Annotated in this window: 21 protein-coding genes and 1 pseudogene; 16 read left to right on the top strand and 6 right to left on the bottom strand. The window is 39.3% G+C overall.

All coding sequences use genetic code 11. The features are described 5' to 3' along the window. A complete protein-coding gene (locus tag D8793_RS03080; RefSeq protein WP_125370539.1) occupies positions 1 to 777 on the bottom strand; it encodes an XRE family transcriptional regulator in 777 nt (258 codons plus the stop codon). A 90-nt stretch (positions 778 to 867) separates the two neighbouring features. Continuing rightward, entirely contained in the window at positions 868 to 1,710 is an 843-nt protein-coding gene (locus D8793_RS03075) for a DegV family protein (RefSeq protein ID WP_125370538.1), read from the bottom strand. A gap of 126 nt (positions 1,711 to 1,836) precedes the next feature. Here D8793_RS03075 and D8793_RS03070 point away from each other — a divergent pair, with 126 nt between their 5' ends. From D8793_RS03070 to D8793_RS12110, 7 genes are all read left to right on the top strand, one after another. Further along, positions 1,837 to 2,409 carry a TetR/AcrR family transcriptional regulator gene (locus tag D8793_RS03070; RefSeq protein WP_125370537.1) on the top strand — a complete coding sequence of 191 codons (573 nt, stop codon included), beginning with the start codon at positions 1,837 to 1,839 and terminating at the stop codon, positions 2,407 to 2,409. A gap of 183 nt (positions 2,410 to 2,592) precedes the next feature. After that, the gene (locus tag D8793_RS03065; RefSeq protein WP_125370536.1) at positions 2,593 to 2,934 is read left to right on the top strand and encodes a LytTR family DNA-binding domain-containing protein; all 342 of its coding nucleotides are present in this window, start codon (positions 2,593 to 2,595) and stop codon (positions 2,932 to 2,934) included. Position 2,935: 1 nt separating this feature from the next. Beyond that, positions 2,936 to 3,667: a response regulator transcription factor gene (locus tag D8793_RS03060; protein WP_061422713.1), complete on the top strand. Its 732-nt coding sequence runs from the start codon at positions 2,936 to 2,938 to the stop codon at positions 3,665 to 3,667. Between the two features lie 31 nt (positions 3,668 to 3,698). After that, complete coding sequence (locus D8793_RS11805; protein WP_142999379.1) at positions 3,699 to 5,045, top strand: sensor histidine kinase; 1,347 nt, start codon at positions 3,699 to 3,701, stop codon at positions 5,043 to 5,045. 1,091 nt (positions 5,046 to 6,136) lie between these two features. Beyond that, a complete protein-coding gene (locus D8793_RS03045; protein WP_125370533.1) occupies positions 6,137 to 7,000 on the top strand; it encodes an ABC transporter ATP-binding protein in 864 nt (287 codons plus the stop codon). Continuing rightward, a complete protein-coding gene (locus D8793_RS03040; protein WP_125370532.1) occupies positions 6,997 to 8,157 on the top strand; it encodes an ABC transporter permease subunit in 1,161 nt (386 codons plus the stop codon). Before D8793_RS03045 ends, D8793_RS03040 begins: the two co-directional genes overlap by 4 nt. A 359-nt stretch (positions 8,158 to 8,516) precedes the next feature. Then, a complete protein-coding gene (locus tag D8793_RS12110) occupies positions 8,517 to 8,897 on the top strand; it encodes a hypothetical protein (protein WP_125370530.1) in 381 nt (126 codons plus the stop codon). Between the two features lie 262 nt (positions 8,898 to 9,159). On the opposite strand, the gene D8793_RS03020 is transcribed toward D8793_RS12110, so the two are convergent. Further along, positions 9,160 to 9,330 carry a DUF3042 family protein gene (locus D8793_RS03020; protein WP_005590510.1) on the bottom strand — a complete coding sequence of 57 codons (171 nt, stop codon included), beginning with the start codon at positions 9,328 to 9,330 and terminating at the stop codon, positions 9,160 to 9,162. A gap of 82 nt (positions 9,331 to 9,412) precedes the next feature. Here D8793_RS03020 and miaA point away from each other — a divergent pair, with 82 nt between their 5' ends. From miaA to D8793_RS12425, 9 genes and pseudogenes are all read left to right on the top strand, one after another. After that, positions 9,413 to 10,297, top strand: a complete 885-nt coding sequence (gene miaA, locus D8793_RS03015; protein WP_125370529.1) for a tRNA (adenosine(37)-N6)-dimethylallyltransferase MiaA — start codon at positions 9,413 to 9,415, stop codon at positions 10,295 to 10,297. A gap of 31 nt (positions 10,298 to 10,328) precedes the next feature. Next, the gene (gene hflX, locus D8793_RS03010; RefSeq protein ID WP_125370528.1) at positions 10,329 to 11,567 is read left to right on the top strand and encodes a GTPase HflX; all 1,239 of its coding nucleotides are present in this window, start codon (positions 10,329 to 10,331) and stop codon (positions 11,565 to 11,567) included. Continuing rightward, the gene (locus D8793_RS03005) at positions 11,560 to 12,183 is read left to right on the top strand and encodes a cystathionine beta-lyase (RefSeq protein WP_185760990.1); all 624 of its coding nucleotides are present in this window, start codon (positions 11,560 to 11,562) and stop codon (positions 12,181 to 12,183) included. The genes hflX and D8793_RS03005 overlap by 8 nt, the downstream gene beginning before the upstream one ends. A 10-nt stretch (positions 12,184 to 12,193) precedes the next feature. Further along, the gene (rnz, locus tag D8793_RS03000; RefSeq protein ID WP_125370526.1) at positions 12,194 to 13,123 is read left to right on the top strand and encodes a ribonuclease Z; all 930 of its coding nucleotides are present in this window, start codon (positions 12,194 to 12,196) and stop codon (positions 13,121 to 13,123) included. Between the two features lie 39 nt (positions 13,124 to 13,162). Next, positions 13,163 to 13,654, top strand: coding sequence for a DUF7832 domain-containing protein (locus D8793_RS02995; protein ID WP_125370525.1), 492 nt, complete (start codon positions 13,163 to 13,165; stop codon positions 13,652 to 13,654). Between the two features lie 24 nt (positions 13,655 to 13,678). Beyond that, positions 13,679 to 14,434: an SDR family NAD(P)-dependent oxidoreductase gene (locus tag D8793_RS02990; protein ID WP_125370524.1), complete on the top strand. Its 756-nt coding sequence runs from the start codon at positions 13,679 to 13,681 to the stop codon at positions 14,432 to 14,434. Positions 14,435 to 14,440: 6 nt separating this feature from the next. After that, on the top strand, positions 14,441 to 15,151 hold the full coding sequence (locus D8793_RS02985; RefSeq protein WP_125370523.1) for a class I SAM-dependent methyltransferase: 711 nt from the start codon (positions 14,441 to 14,443) through the stop codon (positions 15,149 to 15,151). Between the two features lie 38 nt (positions 15,152 to 15,189). Beyond that, a complete protein-coding gene (locus D8793_RS02980; RefSeq protein ID WP_125370522.1) occupies positions 15,190 to 16,209 on the top strand; it encodes an acyltransferase family protein in 1,020 nt (339 codons plus the stop codon). Positions 16,210 to 16,354: 145 nt separating this feature from the next. Continuing rightward, positions 16,355 to 17,337, top strand: a pseudogene (locus D8793_RS12425) (IS30 family transposase). 48 nt (positions 17,338 to 17,385) lie between these two features. Here D8793_RS12425 and D8793_RS02970 read toward each other — a convergent pair. The 3 genes from D8793_RS02970 to D8793_RS02960 form a co-directional block, all read right to left on the bottom strand. Next, complete coding sequence (locus D8793_RS02970; protein WP_125370521.1) at positions 17,386 to 18,462, bottom strand: HpcH/HpaI aldolase/citrate lyase family protein; 1,077 nt, start codon at positions 18,460 to 18,462, stop codon at positions 17,386 to 17,388. Positions 18,463 to 18,484: 22 nt separating this feature from the next. Further along, a complete protein-coding gene (locus tag D8793_RS02965) occupies positions 18,485 to 19,267 on the bottom strand; it encodes an HAD family hydrolase (RefSeq protein WP_125386859.1) in 783 nt (260 codons plus the stop codon). Between the two features lie 263 nt (positions 19,268 to 19,530). Continuing rightward, entirely contained in the window at positions 19,531 to 22,161 is a 2,631-nt protein-coding gene (locus D8793_RS02960) for a calcium-translocating P-type ATPase, PMCA-type (protein WP_125370519.1), read from the bottom strand. Between the last annotated feature and the right edge of the window lie 96 nt (positions 22,162 to 22,257).

Raw genomic sequence — 22,257 nt, 5'->3', positions numbered from 1 at the left:
CTAAAGTGGCTTTTGTGCTTGTTCTGATAAATCTAAGGGCATAAAGGCGGCCATGACACGGCCGATGACCTTGGGTTCTTCTTGATGCGGGATAAATTTGTCGCTGTATTTTTTATTGAGAGAGATGAGGCGAATGCCAGTTGGATCGTTGAAAACTCTTTTCAAAATGGTTTGCCCGTCATAATCAATGGCATAGATAGCGCCTGCAAATTCAAAGTGTGTATTCTTGATGAGTGCTACAGAACCTTGCGGATACTTGGGTTCCAGCGAATCTGTCCGGATCCAGAGGGCAATATCATAGTCAAGCTCTTTGTCTAACCAGACGATGTCAGCTTGTTCAGGCTTGTTCAAGAAAGTCTGGTAGCTTTCATAGACCTTGTAAGGAAAATAGTCATCTTTTAATCTTTCCTCAGTCGTTTGATTTTCCAGCTCTTTTTTAGCAAAGTCTGTCACAGCTTGCTTGCGAGGTTGGTCTAGGGATTGGAAAATATCCGTGAACTCTAGCGAAAATGGTGTAGGGCTATGAACTGATAAATAGCGAGGATCCAGCTCTTCAACATCCATATCAAAGAAGTCTGCAATTTTTTGCATATTCTCGAGGACAGGCAGGGAATTTCCTTTGATATAGCCAGTAAGAGTGCTGGCTGGGATTCCTGTTCCTCGAGAAAGTTCAATTTGTTTGATTTGCTTTTGCTTCAATAAAGTTTTGATTTTTTTAGAAATGAGCCGCATTGCCTCCTTATCCTGGGGGCTAGCGACACCGCGTCCTCTGGCCATGATATTCACTCCTTTTCTTTCTTCTATTTTAACGAATTAAATCGAAAAAGTAAAGAGCTGAATACAGATATTCAGCTCAAAAGGAGAGGATTAAATTTCGTAGCCCATCAAGAGGCCGCCTTCTTCTGCGTAAAAGCTGCAAAGTCCAGAAGTTGGTAGGAATGAAATGTCGGCAGCTGGGAATTTTTCCTTGATAACTTCCGAAAATTGCTGGCAAAATTTCTCGTTATTGCGGTGAGCAATGATAATGCGGCCGCCCTTATATCCAGCTTTCAGAACTTCATCAACAGCAGCAGTCAGGGCCTTTTTAGCCCCTCTGGCTTTTTGGAGAAGCTCCAGAGTACCAGTATCGCTGGCTTCGCCCACCATACGAATATTGAGGAGGCCGACAACTGCACCAATCAGCTTGCTGAGTCGGCCATTTTTGACCAGATTATCAACCTTAGCCAGCACAAAGAGAAGCTTTGTGTTTTTTTGGTAGTGGGTGATAGCTTCCACGACTTGCTCGAAAGAAAGCCCTTCTTTGATGAGGTCGTTCAATTTTTTGACGATCAGATCGACCTCACCACCAGCCGATAGGCTATCAATGACGTGGATATTTGCTGTTGGATGTTCTTCTAAGAAGAGCTTTTTGGCTAGCTGGGCGCTATTGTGGCTACCAGAAAGGGAGCCTGTAATCGTCACGACAAAGATATTTTCAGCCCCTTCAAAGCTTCTGAGGTAGTCATCAGGGCTTGGGCAGGCTGATTTTGAAGCACTTGAAGTAGCGTACATTTTTTCCATCATGCCATCAATATCAAGTTGCGCATTATCCACAAAAATTTCATGATCAATCTGAATGGTCAGCGGCACACTCTCAAACCTTGTCTGGTTGGCCAGATCTGTAATCTTACGGTAGTCACAGCCAGAATCGGCAACAATTTTCCAAGTCATTTAGTTTCTCCTGCTCTATCAGTTCTCTACATTGACAAAAAACATGTCTTTTCTTACAATTATAACATGAAGATGCTTTGATATAAAGCCTTAATTCTCGGCTGATACAGGAAGAAAGAAATTGTTATGGCGGAAAAGAAAATATCAGAAAAATCCCTTGCAAATTTAAAAACTTATAATCAAGAATCTAATCGAATTACAAAGGAATCCTTGGAAATTTCTCTGATGCAATTGCTAGAGAAGAAAGATTTGAAAAAGATTACCATCTCTGAATTAGTCGAGCGAGCTGGGGTTTCGCGCGCAGCCTTTTATCGTAACTATAGCTCTAAAGAAGAGATTCTAGAGGGGATTTTCAAAAATACGGTTCATGGAATTGTCGACAAGCTGGAGCAGTTTAATTTCAAGACAGAAATGTACCAGATTTGGCTTTTTCTTTTTAAGGAAGCCAAGAAGGAAGCGCGTGTCATTAGTCTGGCCATTGACTATAATTTTGAAAAGTTGCTGACGCAGGCGGTCTTTGATTTCCTTGAAAAGCGTAGCAAAGGTGGGAAGAAGACAGCTAATTCCTATATGAATTCATTCTGGAGTTCTGCAGTTGTTTCGGTGCTTTCCAAATGGATCAAAGAAGGCATGAAGGTGCCAGCTGAAAAGATTGCAGCTTTGGGCATGCCTCTTTTCCCACAGAAAAAGAAAAAGTAAGAGTTTATACAACTGTTTGGCACCAATACATCAGACTGAAATAATAGATAGTGAAAACTTACCTAACAAGTAAGTTTTTACTTAGTGCTTCTTGAACCATTTAAGACTTCTCAGCTACCGTTTAGGATTTGGGAGTCATTTGCGATGCGACCTGTGCTATGCTAGAGCAAAGGAGGTAGACAAATGGCTACTATCATAATCAAAGACAGCAGCACTCTTCGAAAGCTGGATCTTTCAACAATTTACTATGTCCAGTCCCATCCTCAAAAGCCGCACATCGTTCTTATCGTCACTGGACAAGGCAACTACAGCCTTAGGGCTTCTCTGACTGAGCTGGCTAAGCTCTATCCTGATGAGCTGGTTCACTGTGATCGTCAAACACTGGTCAATTTAGCCAAGGTTCAAGGATTTGACAGGGAGCGTAAAAGCTTGTTCTTTGAGCAGTCTGACTTAGGAGATATTGTCTGCTCAAGGCGTCATTTATCCAGTCTTATCAAGCGCTGGTCTCAGGAAGGAAGAAAATAAGATGAAAATTTTTGTATTAGAAGACGATCTTAAGCAACAAGCCTATATGGAGTCAACCATTCAGGGAATTTTGGAAAAGAACGGCTGGGAATGCCAGTTTTTAGAAATCTATGGCAAGCCGGACATGCTGATTGATGCAGTAAGGGAACGGGGGAGCCATCAGATTTTCTTTTTAGATATTGAGATTAAGCAAGAGACTCAGAAAGGACTAGAGGTAGCAGGAAAGATTCGCAAGTTGGATCCCTATGCTCTGATTGTATTTGTGACGACTCACTCAGAATTTATGCCCCTGACTTTTCGTTATCAGGTATCAGCTTTTGACTTTATTGACAAAGGCTTGCCTGAGGAGGATTTTATCAAGCAGATTGAGCAGGACTTGGCCTATCTTTACGAGAGAAAGGACAGTTTTCAAGCTGAGGAAACTTTTCTCTTTGAAAATTCCAAATCAGATTTTCAGGTGCCTTTTAATGAAATCTATTATTTTGAGACATCAGAAGTGCCTCATAGACTAGTTCTCTATACCAAGAAAGAGCGGATCGAATTTTACGGACAGCTTTCTGAGATTACAAAGCAGGACAAGCGTCTCTATCGCTGCCATCGCTCTTATGTGGTCAATCCAGCGAATATCTCTCAGCTGGATAAGATAGAAAACATAGCCTATTTTCCTAATGGCGCTAGTTGCTATGTATCACGCCTCAAGATGAAAGGATTACGGACAGCTTTAAGGCAGTAGGGAAGTAATATGATAGAAGTAGGAGGAGTTTATGTTCATAGGATTGAAAATTGTAGCATTAATATTTCAGGTTTTAGCTTTATTTATTCTTTTTTCAAATATCAGTGGCGAAAAAATGAATTGGAAAAAGTATCTATTAGCAACTCTAGGATTGAATTTTATAGGGATTTTGCTTGCGATCATAGACTTAGTGATTGAGAATAAATTTTTTTCATATGTTAATTTCTTAACGCTTCCTATCTATTTTTTAATTTTTTCCTTATTGATAAACAAAAATATACCAAAGGTTCTTTCTATATTCTATGGTCTTTTTCCAGTTATCTTTTGGAATGTTCTATATCGTCTATTCTCTTTCTTTTTAAGAAATATAATACATCCCCATGTTCAAGTTCAGATAGATCCTAATAAATATACTATATATATTTCAGCAATTCTAGCTAGTTTATTATCATTATTCTTACCTAGACTATTGTATTATGATTTTAAACGATTAAGAGAGTATAAGTTAAGAAAAAAAGATATAAAATTAATTATTTTTCTAAATATTTCCATGATTCTTTATTATATATTTGTCAAATATTTTACTTATATCGAAATGTATCAGCAGTCACCTAACTTATATTATCGTGAAATAATCGTAGTTGTTTATATTATTCTCTTTCTAAGTTCGATAAATATCCTAGACCGTAATTTGCGAGAGCGAATTCAACAGCAGTTAAGTGAACAAAGAGAGTTACAATTGAGAAATATGTCCGATTACAGTCAGCACATTGAAGAACTTTATAATGAGTTGCGAAGTTTCCGGCATGATTACATCAATATTTTAAGGAGTCTGAAGTTAGGAATTGATACGCATGATTTACCAGCCATCGAGCAGATTTATAACCAAGTTCTTAAAGACTCAGGTCAAGCGTTCAACCAATCTAAATATGATTTGGGTCGTCTATCCAATATCCACAATGATGCTCTCAAGAGCGTCTTGTCAGCAAAATTTCTAGAAGCTCAGAGCAAGGGAATAGAAATTGGCTTGGAAGTTCCTCAAGAAATCAAACCTCAAGGAATGGAGTTGCTTGATTTTATCACGATTGTTTCCATACTGGCTGATAATGCTATAGAAGCAGCAGTGGAGACTAGTCATCCAGTAGTTTCTTTTGCCTTTTTGGAGCAGGAAGGTAGACAGATTTTTATTGTTGAGAATACAATAAAAGAGTTTTCTATCCATTCCGATAATATTTTTAAAAAGGGCTTTAGCACTAAAGGAGAAAATAGAGGGCTTGGTCTCTCCAATGTTCAAAATATTATCAGTCACTATCCCAATGTTTCTCTGCGTACCATTAGTCATGATCACTCTTTTAGACAAGAGTTGGAGATAAAATGAATTTATTAGATTGCGAATGATTAGATTTGCCACTTGATTTAACTCAATGAGAGTAACAAGAACTGTTTATGAGTTAAAAAGACAATTTAAGATTTTTAGTGCCACACCTGTTTAAAAGTGCTATAATTAATATAGGGTCTAAGAATACGAAGGCACTAAGAGAAATGCCTTGTTTAGAGACAAATATAACGTAAACTCAAAGTGTTGTCTGGTTTTTTTGTTATTTAATTGTTAGGAGTGACAAGAAATGAAGAAATTATATAGCAATACATATCTAATGCGATTTTTAACTGCCCAGCTTCCTAGCCTGGCTTTATTCATTATGATTTTAAGCAACCAGGTTTTTAAAGCATCGCTTCTAGTCCAGATTTGTTTTTATTTGATACTTGGGAGCAATCTTGTGTTAAATCTTTATTTTATGAACCAAATAAAAAAAGAAAGCAGTTCCGACATCTTATCAAACCAAATTTTCTTTACTATTTTGACTTTGGCTCTGTTTATATTTAGTTCTTACAGACTGATAACGATCAGTGATGAATTTCAAAAATTAATTGCTCTGATATCCACTATTCTATTATTTATCTTACTTATTCTACTAATTTGGGGAATAAAATATGCCAAGATGGTTAATAGAAAACATAAAACAAATTAGATTTGCTAAAATTGAGCGGTATATCGCTATACTCTCTCTGTCTTACTTTTTCGTAATGTTTTCTAAGAATATTTCTTATAGAATTTTTCCAAGAAGACGATATGGAATATCCTGCTGGTCAATTCTTTCTTATGCTCTTTGTAATTTAAATTTTATTTTTTCAATAAAATCAGCATTTGCTTCTAGCAAGTGCTGTGTTTTTTTCTTCAAATGACCATTTAGGATGAAATACAGACTGTTTATGATTTTCGGCTTGTTATTTGAAGAAAGTGCGCTATAATCTAAGCAGATTAAGATTGACTTTACAAATGGTTGAAGTCTATTAAAAAAACTTTTAATCAAAAATTTATGTTATAATAACAGTATAATAATCGTTTATAATTTTTGGAAAAAGGTGATTTGCTATATCTAATGGCGCTTTTTGGAATGGAGGGCATCTATGAAGTTAGAAATGATAGGCATTAGCAAGAGCTATGGCTCTAAGTCTGTTCTTAAAGATATTTCCTGCGAATTTACTGAGGGAGTTTATGGTTTGCTTGGGGCAAATGGTACGGGTAAGACGACCTTGATGAATATCATTTGTGATCTCATAAAGCCGAGCCAAGGAAGGATAAAGTTTGATGGCGCCTCGCATGTAGAAGAGTATATCCAGTATCTCGGATTCTTGCCTCAAGATTTTTCTTATTATCATAACTTTACGGGGCTCGATTTCCTTTTATATATGGCCGCTCTTAAGGGAATGACGAAGAAACAAGCCAGAGTAGAGAGCGATAAGTTTTTGAAACTTACTGGTTTATACGATGTTCGGAAAAAGAAGATTGCTTCCTATTCGGGTGGTATGAAGCAAAGACTGGGCATTGCGCAGGCACTTCTCAACAATCCCAAAATATTGATTTTAGATGAGCCGACTGTGGGACTGGATCCCAAGGAAAGGGTGAAATTCAGAAATATTATCAGTGAGCTATCGGCTAATAAAATCATCCTCTTATCTACCCATATCGTATCGGACGTAGAAGCGATAGCCAAGGAAATCCTAATCTTAAAAGATGGAAATTTTGTGGAAAGAGGTAGTGCTAAGGAACTTCTTTCACTTATCGAGGGGCAAGTTTGGGAATTTCGTGTTTCCGAACGTGAGTGGCAGCGTTTTGCAAAGGATTATGTAATTGTGAATGAGCGGATAGAACCAGACGGTATCGTCTTGCGGGTTATTAGCGATAAGGGTCCTGTCGAAGGGGCGCAACGAGTGATTCCGAGTCTGGAAGATTTGTATATTTATTACTTTAGAGAGGAGGTAAATGGATGATAGCATTAGTTCCTTTTGAATTGAAAAAATTACTAAAAAAGAAGTCAGTTTTAGGTGCAGTCCTGGCTATTATACTGGTTTTAGCTGGATTGTTTTATGCAAATTTTTTTAATGATGGACAGATTAGCGGATCTTCAGCTGATCGAATACATGGGAAACAAGCAGTTGTGATCAAACAAAAGATTGCTGAAGAGCATACTGGTTATTTATCTGATGAGTTAATGGATAAAATCGTTAATGACTATGCAGCGAATATGCCCTATTTCAAACAGAATGATTTGTATGATATGTTTTCCTGGTATGCCATTGATCGCCTCGTATCGAATTCTCAAGAAATTTTAACAGATACTTATAAATCTGACGATGTCTTACATTATGACCGGATTAGCCTCAAGTCACAAGAAGAGCTGCAGTCTCATTTCCCTTTAAAAACGTTAAAGCTGGGAAATTTTGCTCCTTGGCATAAGTTGTTTAATACCTTAAATGCTGCTTTTAGTTTAATGGTGGTATTTGTGATCTATATTTGCTGCTCTGTTTTCTCAGGTGATCGAGCAAGAAAGATGGATTCATTGCTTTTAACGACTAAATATGGTCGCAACCAGTTAACGATTGCAAAAATCGTATCTGTTTTTGGAATTGCTACTTTAACATTTGCCCTTGTTAACAGCCTTGTTTTGCTGGTGTTTGGGACCTACTTCGGTTGGAGCGGTTGGGATACCAGCGTCCAGATGAACTTGGAGTGGATTTCGACTATTTATAATATTTTGCAATTTCCTGTCCATATGAATCTCTTAGAATTGTTGATTCGCCTTATTCTATTCCAGTTTGTTGGTTTACTCTTTATTCTTGGGGTGATGGTTCTCATATCCAGTTTGACAAAGTCGCCGCTAGCAACATTTGCAAGTTCTGTAGGGATGTTCTTGGCTCCAGACTTTTTGATGAATATCTTCAGAGATGGCCTGATGAATAAGATACTAACTATTTTTTCAATTTCAACCGATGGAACGGAAGGAATCTTATTGAAACTTTCCAATAGCAAAGGATTTTTCTTCAGTGATTTTACCGCAAATGGTGTCAGCGTAATCATGATCCGGCTCTCTCTCATGCTCCTCTGCTGTCTGATGACTTATCGGATCATCCGAAAAAGAGGACTTTAAACTAGCTGTTGTCTATTTTAGTTTATTTTAGAAAAGTAGTTTCGCTTTTCTGATGGAATATACAAGGAAAAAAGAGGTCACTAATATGGAAAAAAATTGGTTTATAAAATTTGTCTGCTTATATCTTTTATGCTAACGGCAGGAGGTCTATTATTAACACTCTGTAATTATTTATTTTTCAATTATCCGTTTTTAAACCAAACTACGGTAGGTCTAATTGTCTCGTTTTTAATGGTTTTGCTTATAGTTCTTAGTTCTCATCATAGAAATAGGAATTGATTTTTTGAATTACTTGAGAATAAAAAGGAAAAAAGTGCTAAAGACATTCTTTGAATTTATCCTTTAAAGGAGTTGATTTTATGACTAATACTAGGCGATCAGTAGCTGCTACGAGCTTAGGCCTCATCTTATTGTTAGCAGTGGGCATTCTACTGCAGATTCGCTTTGGGAGCATGGTATTTTTGCTAAGTCTATTCTGTTTCGCGGAAACATTTATCATCTGGTACTCGAAAAGTAAGTCTAAGTCGCAGATCAGTGGCAGTCTGAGTATTGAACTCTTCTGGCTTTATATTAAGCAGTTGAAAGTCTTTTATGTCATAATTTTGTGTCTCGCGATTCCTTTCGTTTTCCTGTCCTCTGAGTCCACTTATAATTTATTTTTTGTGCTTGGGTTGTTAGTATTCTTGCTCTTAAGCAATTATATCTTTAGCTCTCATGGCATTCAGCCATCTAAGAAATAGAGAAATGTAAAAGATTAGTTGTTTTATCTATAGCAGTTATTCAGCTTGCTGTTTTCTACAAAAGAAAAGAGGCTGGGACAAAAGTCCTAGCCTCTCAATTGTCTTTGGATTATCGAGCAAGACGCAGTGGTTGAGTGGGCTCTACTAGGCTGATTTCATCAGCTTTTACAGCCCTACTCAACTGTGCGGAGGTGGGACGACGACATCGAATTCTAACGAATTAACGATTTCTGTCCCACTCTCTTTTGTAAAATGTGCAGGCTTAGTGTGCTACACGTTTGCGAGCGGCTTTCTTACGGTTTTCTTCGATGAAAGCTGCTTTTTGTTCCTCAGGTTCGATGACTTTTTTCTTAAAGGCATAGACTGCACCAGCAAGAGCAGCGACAGTACCTGCTACACCTGTAAGAACGCCTTTTCCAAATCCTTTAGCCATGTGATTTCTCCTTTTCTGAACTTTTATTATTTATGTTATAATTAATAGTAACGAAAAATCAAAATTTTTTCAAGGAAAAAAGATGAAAACCAAAATAATTGTGATAGTGGGGCCGACGGCAGTTGGGAAAACGGCTCTGAGTATCGAGGTAGCCAAGCGCTTCAATGGCCAAATCATCAGCGGTGATAGCCAGCAGGTTTATCGTGGCTTGGATATTGGCACGGCTAAGATTCGTCCTGAAGAGCAGGAGGGCATTCCCCATCATCTGCTAGATGTGCGGGAGGTCGGCGAGAGTTATTCTGCCTATGATTTTGTGACTGAGGCGTCTCAAGCAATTCGTGAGATTGCGGCTCAAGGACAGCTTCCCATCATTTGCGGTGGCACAGGGCTATATATCCAGAGTTTGCTCGAGGGCTATCATCTGGGCGGCTCTGTCTCTCATGAGGAGATTTTAGCCTATCGGGCGCAGCTGGATAGTTGGTCAGATGAAGCTTTGTTTGGGAAAATAGCAGAGCTGGGCATCGAGATTCCTCAGATAAATCGACGCAGGGCTATGAGGGCGCTGGAGATTGTTCATCTAGGAGGTTCGCTAGAAAACAGCCAGCCAGACTATGAAGCCCTGCTGATTTGCCTAGATGATGAGCGACAAAAACTTTATGAGCGAATCAATCAGCGGGTTGATCTGATGATAGAAGCCGGACTTTTAGAAGAAGCCCGTTGGCTGTTTGAGAATGCTCCAACCAGTCAAGCCAGCAAAGGCATCGGCTACAAGGAACTTTTCCCCTACTTTGAAGGCCAGATAAGTCTTGAAGAGGCCGTGGACAAGCTCAAGCAGAATACCCGCCGTTTCGCCAAGCGGCAACTGACTTGGTTTCGCAATCGGATGGCCGTGACCTTTTATCAGGTGGGAAATCCAGACTACAAAGAGCAGGTTATGGAAGACATCAGGAAATTTTTGGACAAATAACTGGCTCACCAAGTCTTAGTAAGGATATGAAATGATAGAAACAGAAAAAAAAATAGAGCGTGTCTTTCTGGTCGGTGTGGAACTACCAGACACGGAGAATTTTGACCTATCCATGGAAGAACTGCAAAGTTTAGCCGAGACCGCAGGGGCAGAGGTAGTGGGTTCCTATAGCCAAAAGCGGGAAAAGTATGATAGCAAGACCTTTGTCGGATCTGGCAAGTTAGAAGAAATCCGACAGATGGTTGATGCCGAAGAGATTTCGACAGTTATTGTCAATAACCGCTTGACACCTCGGCAAAATGTCAATCTGGAGGAAAGCTTTGGTGTCAAGGTCATTGACCGTATGCAGCTCATTTTGGATATTTTTGCCATGAGGGCTAGGAGTCATGAGGGGAAACTTCAGGTGCATCTGGCCCAGCTCAAGTACCTCTTGCCTCGCTTGGTTGGCCAGGGCATTATGCTCAGCCGTCAGGCTGGTGGAATTGGCTCTCGCGGACCTGGTGAAAGTCAGCTGGAGCTCAATCGACGCAGTGTCCGCAATCAGATTCATGATATTGAGCGCCAGCTCAAGGCAGTGGAGAAAAATCGGGCAACCGTTCGTGAAAAACGGCTGGAATCCAGTATTTTCAAAATCGGCCTCATCGGTTATACCAATGCTGGCAAGTCTACGATCATGAACTGCTTGACCAGCAAGAGCCAGTATGAGGCGGACGAACTCTTTGCGACGCTAGACGCCACTACTAAGAACATCAACCTCAGTGGCCAGCTCAATGTCACTCTGACGGACACAGTTGGCTTCATTCAGGATTTGCCGACAGAGCTGGTATCTAGCTTTAAATCCACACTGGAAGAGAGCAAAAATGTTGATTTGCTGGTCCATGTCATTGATGCCAGCGACCCTCACCATGAGGAGCATGAAAAGACTGTCCTTGACATCATGAAAGAGTTGGATATGCTGGATATTCCCCGGCTGACTCTCTATAACAAAGCGGATAAGGCTGAGGATTTCACCCCGACCCTGACTCCTTATTCTTTGATTTCGGCTAAGGCGGACAATAGCAGAGCTATTTTGCAGCAAGTCCTGCTGGAGCGGATGAAAGAGCTCTTTTTGCCTTTTACCATCAAGGTAGCTCCTGCTAAAGCCTACAAGATTCATGATTTAGAGAAGGTCGCAATTATCGGACATCGAGAATACATAGACGATGTCGAAACGATTTCAGGTTGGATTGCCGAAAAAAATAAATGGAAACTGGAAGAATTTTATGACTGATTATATTGACTTGGCCCTCAAATACGGCGGTTTTACTAGCCTAGACAGGGTTTACTTAGAGCAAGTATTGGCTGGCCTGACAGAAGAGCAGAAGCTTAGCTTCATCACACCGCCGCCCAGCGTTATCAATGCTTACTTTGCTGAGCTTTATCAAAAGAAAAGTCCGGAAGCCGCAACAGTTTATTTTCTAGAAATTACGCAAGCGCTCGATTTGTGGAATACTGAGCCTAGCTTTGTAGAAAGCAAGCCTTTTGTCCGGCTCAATCTTTCTGGCAAGTCCTACGGATTTTGCTATGAGAACGAGGAAGTCGGCTTGGTCTTCCCTGAAAATCCAGAGCCGGTATCAGCTGACTTGCTCTTTGAAATCGCCCAAGTCTTCCCACAGTACTTGGTTTTTGAAGAAGAAAGTCAGATAAAATTGATGCCTCTCAGACCTGAGTCTCAAGTCGTGGACAGTCAGGCGCTGACTGCCTTGACCGACTGGCAGCAGCTGGCGGATGGCAGTCAGAGAGTTCTGGGCTACAATCAAGATGAAGTCAATCAGTTAGCCCAGTCCTATGCTGGCAAAAAATACTATCACTCGCAGAATCGCTCTGCTATGATTTATATCATTTAGAAAGAAAAATATGCAATTACAATTTTTAGGAACTGGAGCCGGTCAGCCGTCCAAGGCTCGCAATGTGTCTAGCCTTGTCCTCAAGCTTTTGGAGGAAATCAATGAAGTCTGGATGTTTGATTGCGGCGAAGGTACCCAGAATCAAATCTTGGAAACCACCATCAAACCTCGTAAGATTTCAAAGATTTTCATCACGCACCTACACGGCGACCATATTTTCGGTTTGCCGGGTTTCCTCTCTAGCCGAGCTTTTCAGGCCAATGAAGAGCAGACGGATGTGGAAATTTATGGACCAGTCGGTATCAAAAGCTTTGTGATGACAAGCTTGCGCGTGTCTGGTTCTCGTCTGCCCTATCGAATTGATTTTCATGAGTTTGATGAAAACGGTCTGGGCAAGATTCTGGAAACGGACAAGTTCACTGTTTATGCGGATAAGCTGGATCACACGATTTTCTGTGTGGGCTATCGGGTGATGCAGAAAGATTTGGAAGGAACGCTGGATGCGGATAAGCTGCGTGAGGCGGGCGTTCCTTTTGGCCCTCTCTTTGGAAAGGTCAAGAATGGTCAGGATATCGTTCTCGAAGATGGCACGAAGATTATCGCGGCTGATTACATCTCAGCTCCTCGCCCGGGTAAAACTATTACCATCTTGGGTGATACCAGGAAGACTGACTCAAGTGTTCGCTTGGCTGTGGCTGCGGATGTGCTGGTTCATGAAGCGACCTATGGCAAGGGAGATGAAAAGATGGCCCGCAAGCATGGTCATTCGACCAATATGCAAGCCGCAGAGGTAGCCAAAGAAGCTGGTGTCAAACGCCTCTTGCTCAATCATGTCAGCGCACGTTTCTTATCGAAAGATATTAGCCAAATGCGGCGCGATGCCAGTGCTGTCTTTGACAATGTCCACGTGGTCAAGGACCTGGAAGAGGTTGAGTTATAATTTTACAGTCTCGGATAGTTTCGTTGAGAGGAAAATAAAATGGCAGTTGAAAATCGTTTATTAGATAAAGCTGATTGGTATTTTGAGGATGCATTAACCAACTATCTTTATAGCTACCAATTACAAAATGAGGAATTGACACAAGATGATTACCGAGAGATTCATCGTTGGGCTGCGAATCATATTGGCTTCTTTGTGACTTGGCTCATCCAGCATGATGCAAAGGAAATGATGAGTCCTGATGAAGAAACATCACTCCAGAGTGTCAAAGACGAGCAAACTTTGGGTGTGGATTATGTTCTAGACTGGTGTGACGGAAAATTGGGAACAATGGATGTCAAAAAGGACTTTCAGGCTTTTGTGAACAATTATTATGAACATCAGTACATGAAGGATTATTCCGAATTTGTAGTCAATGACTTGTACGACCTACCTTTGGAATTTTTAGGTAGCTGGGAGGATTATCATCTTTTTGCTCCGGTCATTGATCAAGCTTATGCTGACTATTTAGCTGGAAAAAGATTTCATTAAATTAACAACACGAAAGGCAGAACAATGCGCACCATCATCATCACAGGGGCTAGCGGTGGGCTGGCTCAGGAAATGGTTAAGTTCTTGCCCAAGGATCGACTGATTTTGGTCGGACGGAGCAAGGCTAAGCTGGAAAAATTATATGGAGAAAGGGAAAATCTTGACCTAGTGGAGCTGGATATCACAGATGGCTCAGCTTTGGAAAGATTTGCTGAGCGGATTGACAAGCAATACGGCCAAGTCGATGTCCTAGTTAATAACGCTGGCTATGGAATTTTTGAAGAATTTGACAAAATCAGCTCAAATGATATCGAGGCCATGTTTGAGGTCAATACCTTTGCCCTGATGAACCTGTCCCGTATCTTTGGGGCTCGCATGAAGCGGGCAGGCCGAGGCCATATCGTTAATATCGTTAGTATGGCCGGTCTCATTGCCAGTAGCAAGTCTAGTCTGTATTCGGCGACCAAGTTTGCAGCTATTGGTTTTTCTAACGCCTTGCGTTTGGAACTCCTGCCTTTTGGTGTCTATGTCACGACGGTAAATCCAGGTCCTATCAAAACAGCCTTTTTCGATCAAGCGGATCCTGACGGATCCTATGTAAAAGCAGTCGACAAATATATGCTTGAGCCAGACTTTGTAGCAGGCAAAATTGTCAAATCTTTTGGCAAAAAGAAGCGGGAAATGAATCTACCTGGAATTCTCAATCTAGCGCACAAGCTTTATACCCTTTTTCCAAGAATTGCTGACAAGATGGCAGCCAATATGTTTAACTATAAGTGAGGTTTTATGACAGCTAATCTACAAGCTTACAAGGCCCATCTGCAGGCGCCTTGGGGCAAGCTTCAGTATGATATTATTTTTGCCTTTCTAGAGTCGCTGAGGGGCCAGAAAATCCTTGATTTCGGCAGCGGTTTTGGGATTGTGGCTGATTTTCTAGCGGAAAAGAACCAAGTGACCGCCATCGAGCCGAACCCAGAAATGATTGCCGAGCGCAAGCAGGACTTTTCCTATGAGCAATTGCAAGGCAGTCTAGAAGTTCTACAAACATTGCCAGACCAGTCTTTTGATGTCATCATCTGTCATAATGTTTTAGAGTATGTGTCTGAGCCAGCTCTTTATTTAGCTGAATTTTCCCGTCTCTTAAAAAAGGATGGAAAAATTTCTCTGGTCAAGCATCACGAGGTTGGGCGCATTATGCATACGGTGGTTTTTGAAAATGACACTGAGAAGGCTCAGCAGCTTTTGGCAGGTGAGGAATATCAAACCCACAGCATGGGAGCTGCTAAGGTCTATCAGGTCCAAGAAGTGATTGCAGGTCTGCCATTAGAAATTGAGGATTATCAGGGAGTACGAATTTTTTACGGCTTACAGGCCAATGACTATAAAACTGCCCCTGACTGGGCTGAAAAGATGCTTGAAATGGAGCTGGCTGTCTGCAACCAATCGCCTTATCGGGATATTGCTGCTTTTCAGCATGTTTGGCTGAGCAAGCACTAAATCTATTTATTAAGCATATCTTCCTAGGGAGAGTATTTATGGCAGAAAGAAATGTCAGAGAGCCTGAGCAGCCGGTCAACTATGCCATGCTCAGTTTGTTTCAGTACCTAGCTTCAATTTTGGTAATTTTGGTGCATTGTCAGCGACTTTTTGAAAATGAAGTCTTGCATTTTACTCAGAAAAGCATGTTTGGTCGCATGGCAGTGCCATTTTTTCTGATTTCATCAGCTTTTATGCTAAAATCCAGCTTGGCTAAGAAGCAGGATATGAAGCTGTACGTTAAGCGTATTTTGAAGCAGTATCTTTTGTGGAGCGGGATTTATGTTCCTTATGCCTTGGCGTATTTTTGGACCCTGCCAGTTCAAAAACATTACGCTCCTTTGGCCTTGTTGGCTGGGCTTTTGTATATCGGCTTATGTTATCAACTTTGGTACATTCCAGCCTTTCTATTAGGCTTACTGTTGGTCCATTTTTTATATAAGAAATTAGGCCCCAAGAAAACATTTGTCCTTTTACTGGTTCTATATGCCTTAGGTGCTATTGAGACTTATCACGCCTATCTGGCTCCTAGTCTTCTAACAGACTGGTATGATGCTTATGCTAAGCTCTTTTTTACTAGCAGAAATGGTCTCTTCTATACGCCTATTTTTATCTATTTAGGCTACTTTCTAGCTGATTATAGACATATAGAGTTATTACACAAAAAATGCAGGCTTTTACTTCTGCTATCAAGTCTCTTGCTAGTAGCAGAAGGAGTGCTGATTTACTTCAGGCAGGGATTAGATAAAAACTTTTTCTTTGCTCTTATTCCGTTTAGTTTTTTCTTATTCAATTGGCTGTTAAAAACTAGATGGAAGCAAGAAAAAAACTGGAGACATTTAAAAGACCTAAGTATCTTTTATTTCTTCCTTCATCCCATCTTCATTGAGTTATCTTTTTTTCTTCTTAATTTCCAGCATCTGCCCAAGTGGGAAAAGGGCCGTTGGGTCTTCCTTCTGACGATTATCCTGACTCATCTGACTTCAGAATTAGTGATCCGCTGGCGAAGGAAGGGTTAAATTTATCGCTAAAGAATTTGGCATGTTTAAGATGAATAGTTACTATTTCTTTATATCTTGAATATACAATATAAGTGCACAATAAAAACTCATAAGATTTTCTAGTAAAATAGAATTGAACGAACTAGTTACGAAAGGAAATCTTATGAGCTATAACCATTTTACCATAGATGAGCGTGAAAGTATTCACATTTACCATATGCAAGGCCTAAATTTTCTCAAATTGCTAAGTTACTTCATCGTCATCCTTCCAGCATTAGTCGGGAGTGGAAGCGACATTCAAAATCAGGAAGTTATTCTCCCAACAAAGCACAAGCATCTTATAAACTTGCAAAATCACACTGTGGGCGAAAGAAAAAGCTTGAAATAGATCATCATTTAAGCAATACCGTCAAGCACCTTTTCTCGATTGCCAATGGTCTCCTGAAGAAATAGACGGCCGGTTGTGCCTAGAATATGGGAAATCTGTTATTAGTTATCAAACGATTTACAGAGCCATCTATCGCGGTCATTTTGGAGACAAGCTTTCACATGGTGCTCGTGGTGTGATTCGCAAACTCCCTCATCCTGGGAAAACACGTCATACGAAAGGTCATGTTGAAAACAGAGGGAAAATTCTTATTTCTCATACCATTCATGAAAGACCCGAAGAAGCAAACAAGCGAACTAGGGAGCGGTGATTGGGAAGCAGACACGGTTGCAGGGAAAACTGGAAAAGCTTGTTTAGTGACTCTAACCGATCGCTATTCTCGTTTTCTTAAAATCAAGAAGGTAGCGGTCAAGAAAAGCAAACTTGTCATAGAGGCTATGGTACAAATGTTGGAGCCTTTGCCGAAAGAAACCGTCATTCCAGATAGAGGAAAAGAATTCACGAATCATCAAGATTGGACCGACAAATTAAAGGTAGAGGTCTATTTCCCAAACCCTCATGCGCCTTGGCAACGAGGAACCAATGAGAATACCAATGGATTACTACGAGAATATTTTTCCAAAGGGAGTGATTTGACATTCATTGATGAGCACACCATTCAGCTGTGGGAAGACAAACTAAATAATAGACTACGAAAGTGTCTCAACTGGAAAACTCCTTATGAAGTATTTTATGGTAAAATTGTGCACTTACTTTGACAATTCAAGTCAAATAAAAAGTTAGGCTGAACACTTTTGTATGTCCTTCTACGATTTCAGTGAATTATCCTTTGTATTATCTCCTTCAGCTATGCCATAGACTGCTGCTAACTGGATAATTTTCTTTGCCCATTTGCTATGCGGCTTCACTTCATTCATCCGGTTTTCTTTATATCCTTTTATTACACCAATTTGCTGCTGATTTGTATTAAGAATGGTCAGAGCATCTTGGTAGTCTTCTAAACTAACAATGTTATTCTCAGCAATAAGGCTTAGCTGAGAAGGATGGATGCAAGTTTTTCCAATGAATCCATTAAGTTTGTCTAACTCTAGCTCTTTTTTCAATCCATGAGCCCAATTCCCGTCTTGAAATTGGCTATTAAAGTATTCCCATACTGGTCCTGAACAGATATAATCTGCGGAAAAAATATTTAAGATATCTGTTAAACAGTCAGCAATAAGTTTAACATCGTAGATAGTCTGGTGGACATTACGACGAATACCGAAAATATTACTAAAATCAGTTGCACCCACACGGATATTTAAAACTTGCTCTTTATAGGGTTTTAATAACTCTGATATAAAAAGAAGTTCTTCCATTCTGGTATTCTTTTTCATGATGCTCTTGCTTTCAAGAATTGGCATTATGTAAAATGTATGATTTGTTCTTTTGCTAAAATTGTCGAAAACTTGAAGGTAGGCAGGAGCAGTAGTAGAATCAAATTTAGGAAAATTAAATCCAGAAACTACTTTAAAGATATCAGGAGAAGAATGGTCGAGCATTTGATTAAATTGTTGGGCAGAACGGACTCGGATAAAAATTAAAGGGAGAGAATCAAAATCTAGCTGGCCAGTTTCCAAGGCTTGATTCAGTTTGTCTAAAGTCTCAAAGAGTTGTAATTCAGCTTGGTGAACAGTTCCATCTCCAATAGAATCTTCTAGATCTAGGCAGATTGAGCTACAGCAAGGATGGAGGCCAGCAATGATTTCATCAACTATCTGAGTTCGATGAGCGGGCATATAAAGAAGTCCAGATATTGCATATTGCAATAAATCTTTTGGGGAATTTTGATTAAATTGGCAACCTTCTTTAAATAGAGGTATAGAATTATAAGTAAATTTCATTCAAATCTTCCATTCAACACTTTTAAGTTTTTTGTTCGAGGACTACTGAAAGAATATCCTCAGCGCCTTCTATTCCTTGGTTAACAATCGTATAGCTATCTTTATTATCGATAAGCTGGTAAACTTCACTGTTCTTTGGTATCATTTTTATATCGCCTAAAGATAAGAAGCCAGCATCTAATTTTCCGTCACCCGAAGTAATTAGAAATTCTTCTTTGANATAGTCTTTTAAAAAAGAAAGAGCGTTTTCTTTAGAAATTTCTTTAGGGATGATGTAAAGTTTAAGCCCCTGAAGAGTGAAAGTCCATTCTAAATTTTTTAAATCTTTTTCAAGATTTGGCAAGATAAACTCTTGAACAATATCCTGATCTTCGGTAACTTTAGTAAAAAAGAATAAATTGTCAACCAAAGACGGAGTTCTAGTTAAGTATTTTTGATATTTAGTTAAAATTTCTAAGATTTTAGGATAATCTAAAGCTTGTATTTGTCTAGTTCTTTCGATGTGTTCCTGCCAGACTTTTAAAGGTTGGCCTTTATGTAGAATGATTCCACCATTAGCAACAACAGCATAAGGGCAGTCTTGTAGGGGGATAATGCGTGAGAACTGCGTTAGCGAGCGAGTTGTAATTGGAACCAAGTGGATATCACAGCGAGTTTTGACTTGAGCCAGTAATTCCAATGCTTTATGACTCATATAGGAGATTTCACGTCCGGCTAGATGTTCTACACAAGACACAGTCTGATAATTTTCAACAAACTTATTAGAATAAATGACGGTTCGATCTAAATCAGTAGCAAAAAGCATAATATTCCTCTCTTTTTTGGGACTGATAGGTGTAAAATTTTAATAGAAAACAAAAATTTCTTTTTTAATTTCAAGTAGTTATATTTAAAGCTTATTAAAGTTAGATTGATTATCTTAAATTTTTGGTCAAACTTAAATGACTTAAGAGAATAAATTTTAGTTATCGAAGTGTGTAAATTCATCAAACTATACCAATCTTACTATAAAAGATCCGATAAGTAAAGGCTGAAACACTAGTGTTTCAGCCTTTCTATAACTAACATTTATTTTGTAAGAGCTTTTCGAATGAAGTCTATTGGGATAATCAGAACAGCAATCGCAAGAGCTACAATATAGTGTTCAATATCCATAGGAACAGTGTTAAAGACCTGTCCACCAAACTGAATGATTAAAGATTGAACAATAGCAATGGAAATCATGACAATTGAGAATTTTTTGTTTTCCGAAATATGTTCAAAAACATTAAGACCAGTACTGCGAGTATTGAGGGAATTGAAGATAATCGCATAGATAAACACAGTAAAGGTGAAGGTAGTCACCATTTCAAAGTTTCCAGTTCCATTAGTGATGAAATCTTGAATACCAGCTACATTTTTAAGAATAGCTAGACAGACAAGAGTAATGAAGATACTAGCAACTCCAATAGCAGACTTCATATATTTTGTCAGAATATTAGCTTTTTTAGCTACTGGCTTTTCATTCATATACCGTTTTAAGGTAGGTTCTTCACCAAATGCCAGAGCAGCTAGAGTATCCATGATGAGGTTAATCCAAAGAATTTGAATAATTGTAAATGGTTCTTTCAGACCAAAAAGAGGAGAGAGGAGAGACATAGCAATAGTAGTTACGTTAACTGTCAGCTGGAAAATAATGAATTTGCCAACTGATTTGCTCATTGTCCGACCGTAAAGTACAGCTTTTTCTATAGAAGTCAAACTATTGTTTAAAATAACTATATCAGAAGCTTCACGGGCAACCTCAGTTCCATCCCCCATAGAGAAACCAACATCAGCAGCTTTAAGAGCAGGAGAGTCATTGACACCATCACCGGTCATACCACAAACCATATCAAGATCTTGTGCTGCTTCAATTAAGCGCTTCTTATCCATTGGTAAGGCACGACTTACAACTTTCATATTAGGGAGTTGCGCTTTTAATTCTTCGTCAGAGAGGTTCTCTAGCTCATCATGGGTTAGGACTAAGTCTGTATCACTGGTAACAATTCCGGCTTCTTTAGCAATAGCGACAGCTGTTTCTTTACGATCCCCTGTAACCATAACTACTTGAACTCCAGCCTTATTCATTGTTTCAACAGTCTGTTTAATGGAATCTCGTACATTGTCTCGAATACATACAACAGAAATCAAGATTTTGTCTGCTCCCTCTTTCTTAAGGATAGCGAGAAGGCGCATAGAACGATTAGCCTGTTCCAAAGAGATAGCAGAGAATTTATCTTTATCAGCTGCAGTAAAAGCGGTCTTATTTCCGTCTTTATCAAGATAGAAATGACAATCGTCTAAAATAAATTCTGGTGCTCCTTTGATGTAAATTTCGCCTGACTTAGTTGTAACACTAGCATATTTTTTAGCAGAATTAAACTGTTCTTTTTCAGCAATAGTGTTTGTATCGAAATCTAAGAGATTACGGTTGATTAGGAAATCTAAAAGCGCACGGTCAGTTGCGTTACTTCCGACAGCTATACCGTCTGCAACATTAGCGTCATTATTCAAACCAATACCATGAATAACTTGCTTGAGTAACTTTTCAGACATACTAGAGAAATCAGCAGCAGAACTCTCATCGGTTGTCTCATAAAGAGTTCCATCGCCAAGGAAGAAATCAACAACAGATAGTTTCCCCTCTGTAATTGTTCCAGTTTTATCGCTGAAAAGGATATTCATATAACCAGCTGTTTCAATAGTATCTGGATGGCGAACCAGAATATTCTGAGCTAATAAGCGGCCTGAGTTCATTGAAGACACAAGAGCCAGCATCATAGGCAACCCTTCTGGAACTGCCATGATAATGATAGTCACTGCAAAGAGAATTGTTTCAATTACTAATAAGAAAATAGATGAGAGATTTAAATTATTTGCGGCATTTAAAGCGAGTAAACCAAGAATAAGATTGATGACAGAGTAAGCCGCACCAGCACTGTATCCAAGAACACCAATATTTTCTGCCAGTTTGTTCAATTTCTCTTTTGATGGAGAATCTTTCCCATCCTCTTGGAGAGAGGTATTGATGCTTCCAAGAACAGTATGGTCACCAATATCAGTTGCTTCCATAACAGCTTCACCAGATGTTACCACAGTTCCACGGAAGATTTTTAATTCTGTAAAGAGGTCCTGACTATCTGGTTCTACATGATCACCTAAAGCGATTTTTGTAGCGTCTTCACTTTCTCCATTCAAGATAGCTTGATTTACTTTTAATTCCCCAGCAAGAATAATACCATCAACAGGAATTTTATCACCAGTTTGAAGTAGAATTTGGTCCCCTTTGACAATATCATCTACTAAAATTTCTTTAAGTTTACCGTCACGATAGACTTTAGCATTAGTTTTGCTTGCTTCTTCTTGTAATGTATTAAACTTTTGCTCATTTTGATATTGTGAGATAGCTGAAAATCCAGTTGATAGAAGAATGGCAAAAATCAAGGAAATTGCTTCGTACCAATTTGCTTCACCAATACCTGGGAAAATCATACCGATAAAGTTGAAAATAATTTTGAGACCTAAGGCTGCAAGTAGAATCAAAATCCACTGGTCTTTAAATGATTCAATAAAAATGGAGAGAAGTGAATTGGCTTCTTTACTGGAAAGTTTATTGTCACCATGAGCTGATTTACTTGCTGCAACCTCAGCTGAGCTTAGCCCTTTAAAGTTATTCATTTGGTTTATTTGTCCTTTCTAAAAATAAAGAGGCTGAGACAATAGTGTTCAGTCTCTTTTTCGCATGTCAATAAAACTTGATATGGCTACTGTTTG

It is taken from the genome of Streptococcus cristatus (genome assembly GCF_003943465.1).
In the GTDB taxonomy this organism is placed as follows: domain Bacteria; phylum Bacillota; class Bacilli; order Lactobacillales; family Streptococcaceae; genus Streptococcus; species Streptococcus cristatus_C.
This window is presented reverse-complemented; position numbering and strand designations above follow the sequence as displayed.

What these genes read in the sequence shown, in the direction of transcription:
- D8793_RS03080 (WP_125370539.1), bottom strand. Translation starts at nt 777, where the DNA reads ATGGCCAGAGGACGCGGTGTCGCTAGCCCCCAGGATAAGGAGGCAATG.
- D8793_RS03075 (WP_125370538.1), bottom strand. Translation starts at nt 1,710, where the DNA reads ATGACTTGGAAAATTGTTGCCGATTCTGGCTGTGACTACCGTAAGATT.
- D8793_RS03070 (WP_125370537.1), top strand. Translation starts at nt 1,837, where the DNA reads ATGGCGGAAAAGAAAATATCAGAAAAATCCCTTGCAAATTTAAAAACT.
- D8793_RS03065 (WP_125370536.1), top strand. Translation starts at nt 2,593, where the DNA reads ATGGCTACTATCATAATCAAAGACAGCAGCACTCTTCGAAAGCTGGAT.
- D8793_RS03060 (WP_061422713.1), top strand. Translation starts at nt 2,936, where the DNA reads ATGAAAATTTTTGTATTAGAAGACGATCTTAAGCAACAAGCCTATATG.
- D8793_RS11805 (WP_142999379.1), top strand. Translation starts at nt 3,699, where the DNA reads ATGTTCATAGGATTGAAAATTGTAGCATTAATATTTCAGGTTTTAGCT.
- D8793_RS03045 (WP_125370533.1), top strand. Translation starts at nt 6,137, where the DNA reads ATGAAGTTAGAAATGATAGGCATTAGCAAGAGCTATGGCTCTAAGTCT.
- D8793_RS03040 (WP_125370532.1), top strand. Translation starts at nt 6,997, where the DNA reads ATGATAGCATTAGTTCCTTTTGAATTGAAAAAATTACTAAAAAAGAAG.
- D8793_RS12110 (WP_125370530.1), top strand. Translation starts at nt 8,517, where the DNA reads ATGACTAATACTAGGCGATCAGTAGCTGCTACGAGCTTAGGCCTCATC.
- D8793_RS03020 (WP_005590510.1), bottom strand. Translation starts at nt 9,330, where the DNA reads ATGGCTAAAGGATTTGGAAAAGGCGTTCTTACAGGTGTAGCAGGTACT.
- miaA (WP_125370529.1), top strand. Translation starts at nt 9,413, where the DNA reads ATGAAAACCAAAATAATTGTGATAGTGGGGCCGACGGCAGTTGGGAAA.
- hflX (WP_125370528.1), top strand. Translation starts at nt 10,329, where the DNA reads ATGATAGAAACAGAAAAAAAAATAGAGCGTGTCTTTCTGGTCGGTGTG.
- D8793_RS03005 (WP_185760990.1), top strand. Translation starts at nt 11,560, where the DNA reads ATGACTGATTATATTGACTTGGCCCTCAAATACGGCGGTTTTACTAGC.
- rnz (WP_125370526.1), top strand. Translation starts at nt 12,194, where the DNA reads ATGCAATTACAATTTTTAGGAACTGGAGCCGGTCAGCCGTCCAAGGCT.
- D8793_RS02995 (WP_125370525.1), top strand. Translation starts at nt 13,163, where the DNA reads ATGGCAGTTGAAAATCGTTTATTAGATAAAGCTGATTGGTATTTTGAG.
- D8793_RS02990 (WP_125370524.1), top strand. Translation starts at nt 13,679, where the DNA reads ATGCGCACCATCATCATCACAGGGGCTAGCGGTGGGCTGGCTCAGGAA.
- D8793_RS02985 (WP_125370523.1), top strand. Translation starts at nt 14,441, where the DNA reads ATGACAGCTAATCTACAAGCTTACAAGGCCCATCTGCAGGCGCCTTGG.
- D8793_RS02980 (WP_125370522.1), top strand. Translation starts at nt 15,190, where the DNA reads ATGGCAGAAAGAAATGTCAGAGAGCCTGAGCAGCCGGTCAACTATGCC.
- D8793_RS02970 (WP_125370521.1), bottom strand. Translation starts at nt 18,462, where the DNA reads ATGAAATTTACTTATAATTCTATACCTCTATTTAAAGAAGGTTGCCAA.
- D8793_RS02960 (WP_125370519.1), bottom strand. Translation starts at nt 22,161, where the DNA reads ATGAATAACTTTAAAGGGCTAAGCTCAGCTGAGGTTGCAGCAAGTAAA.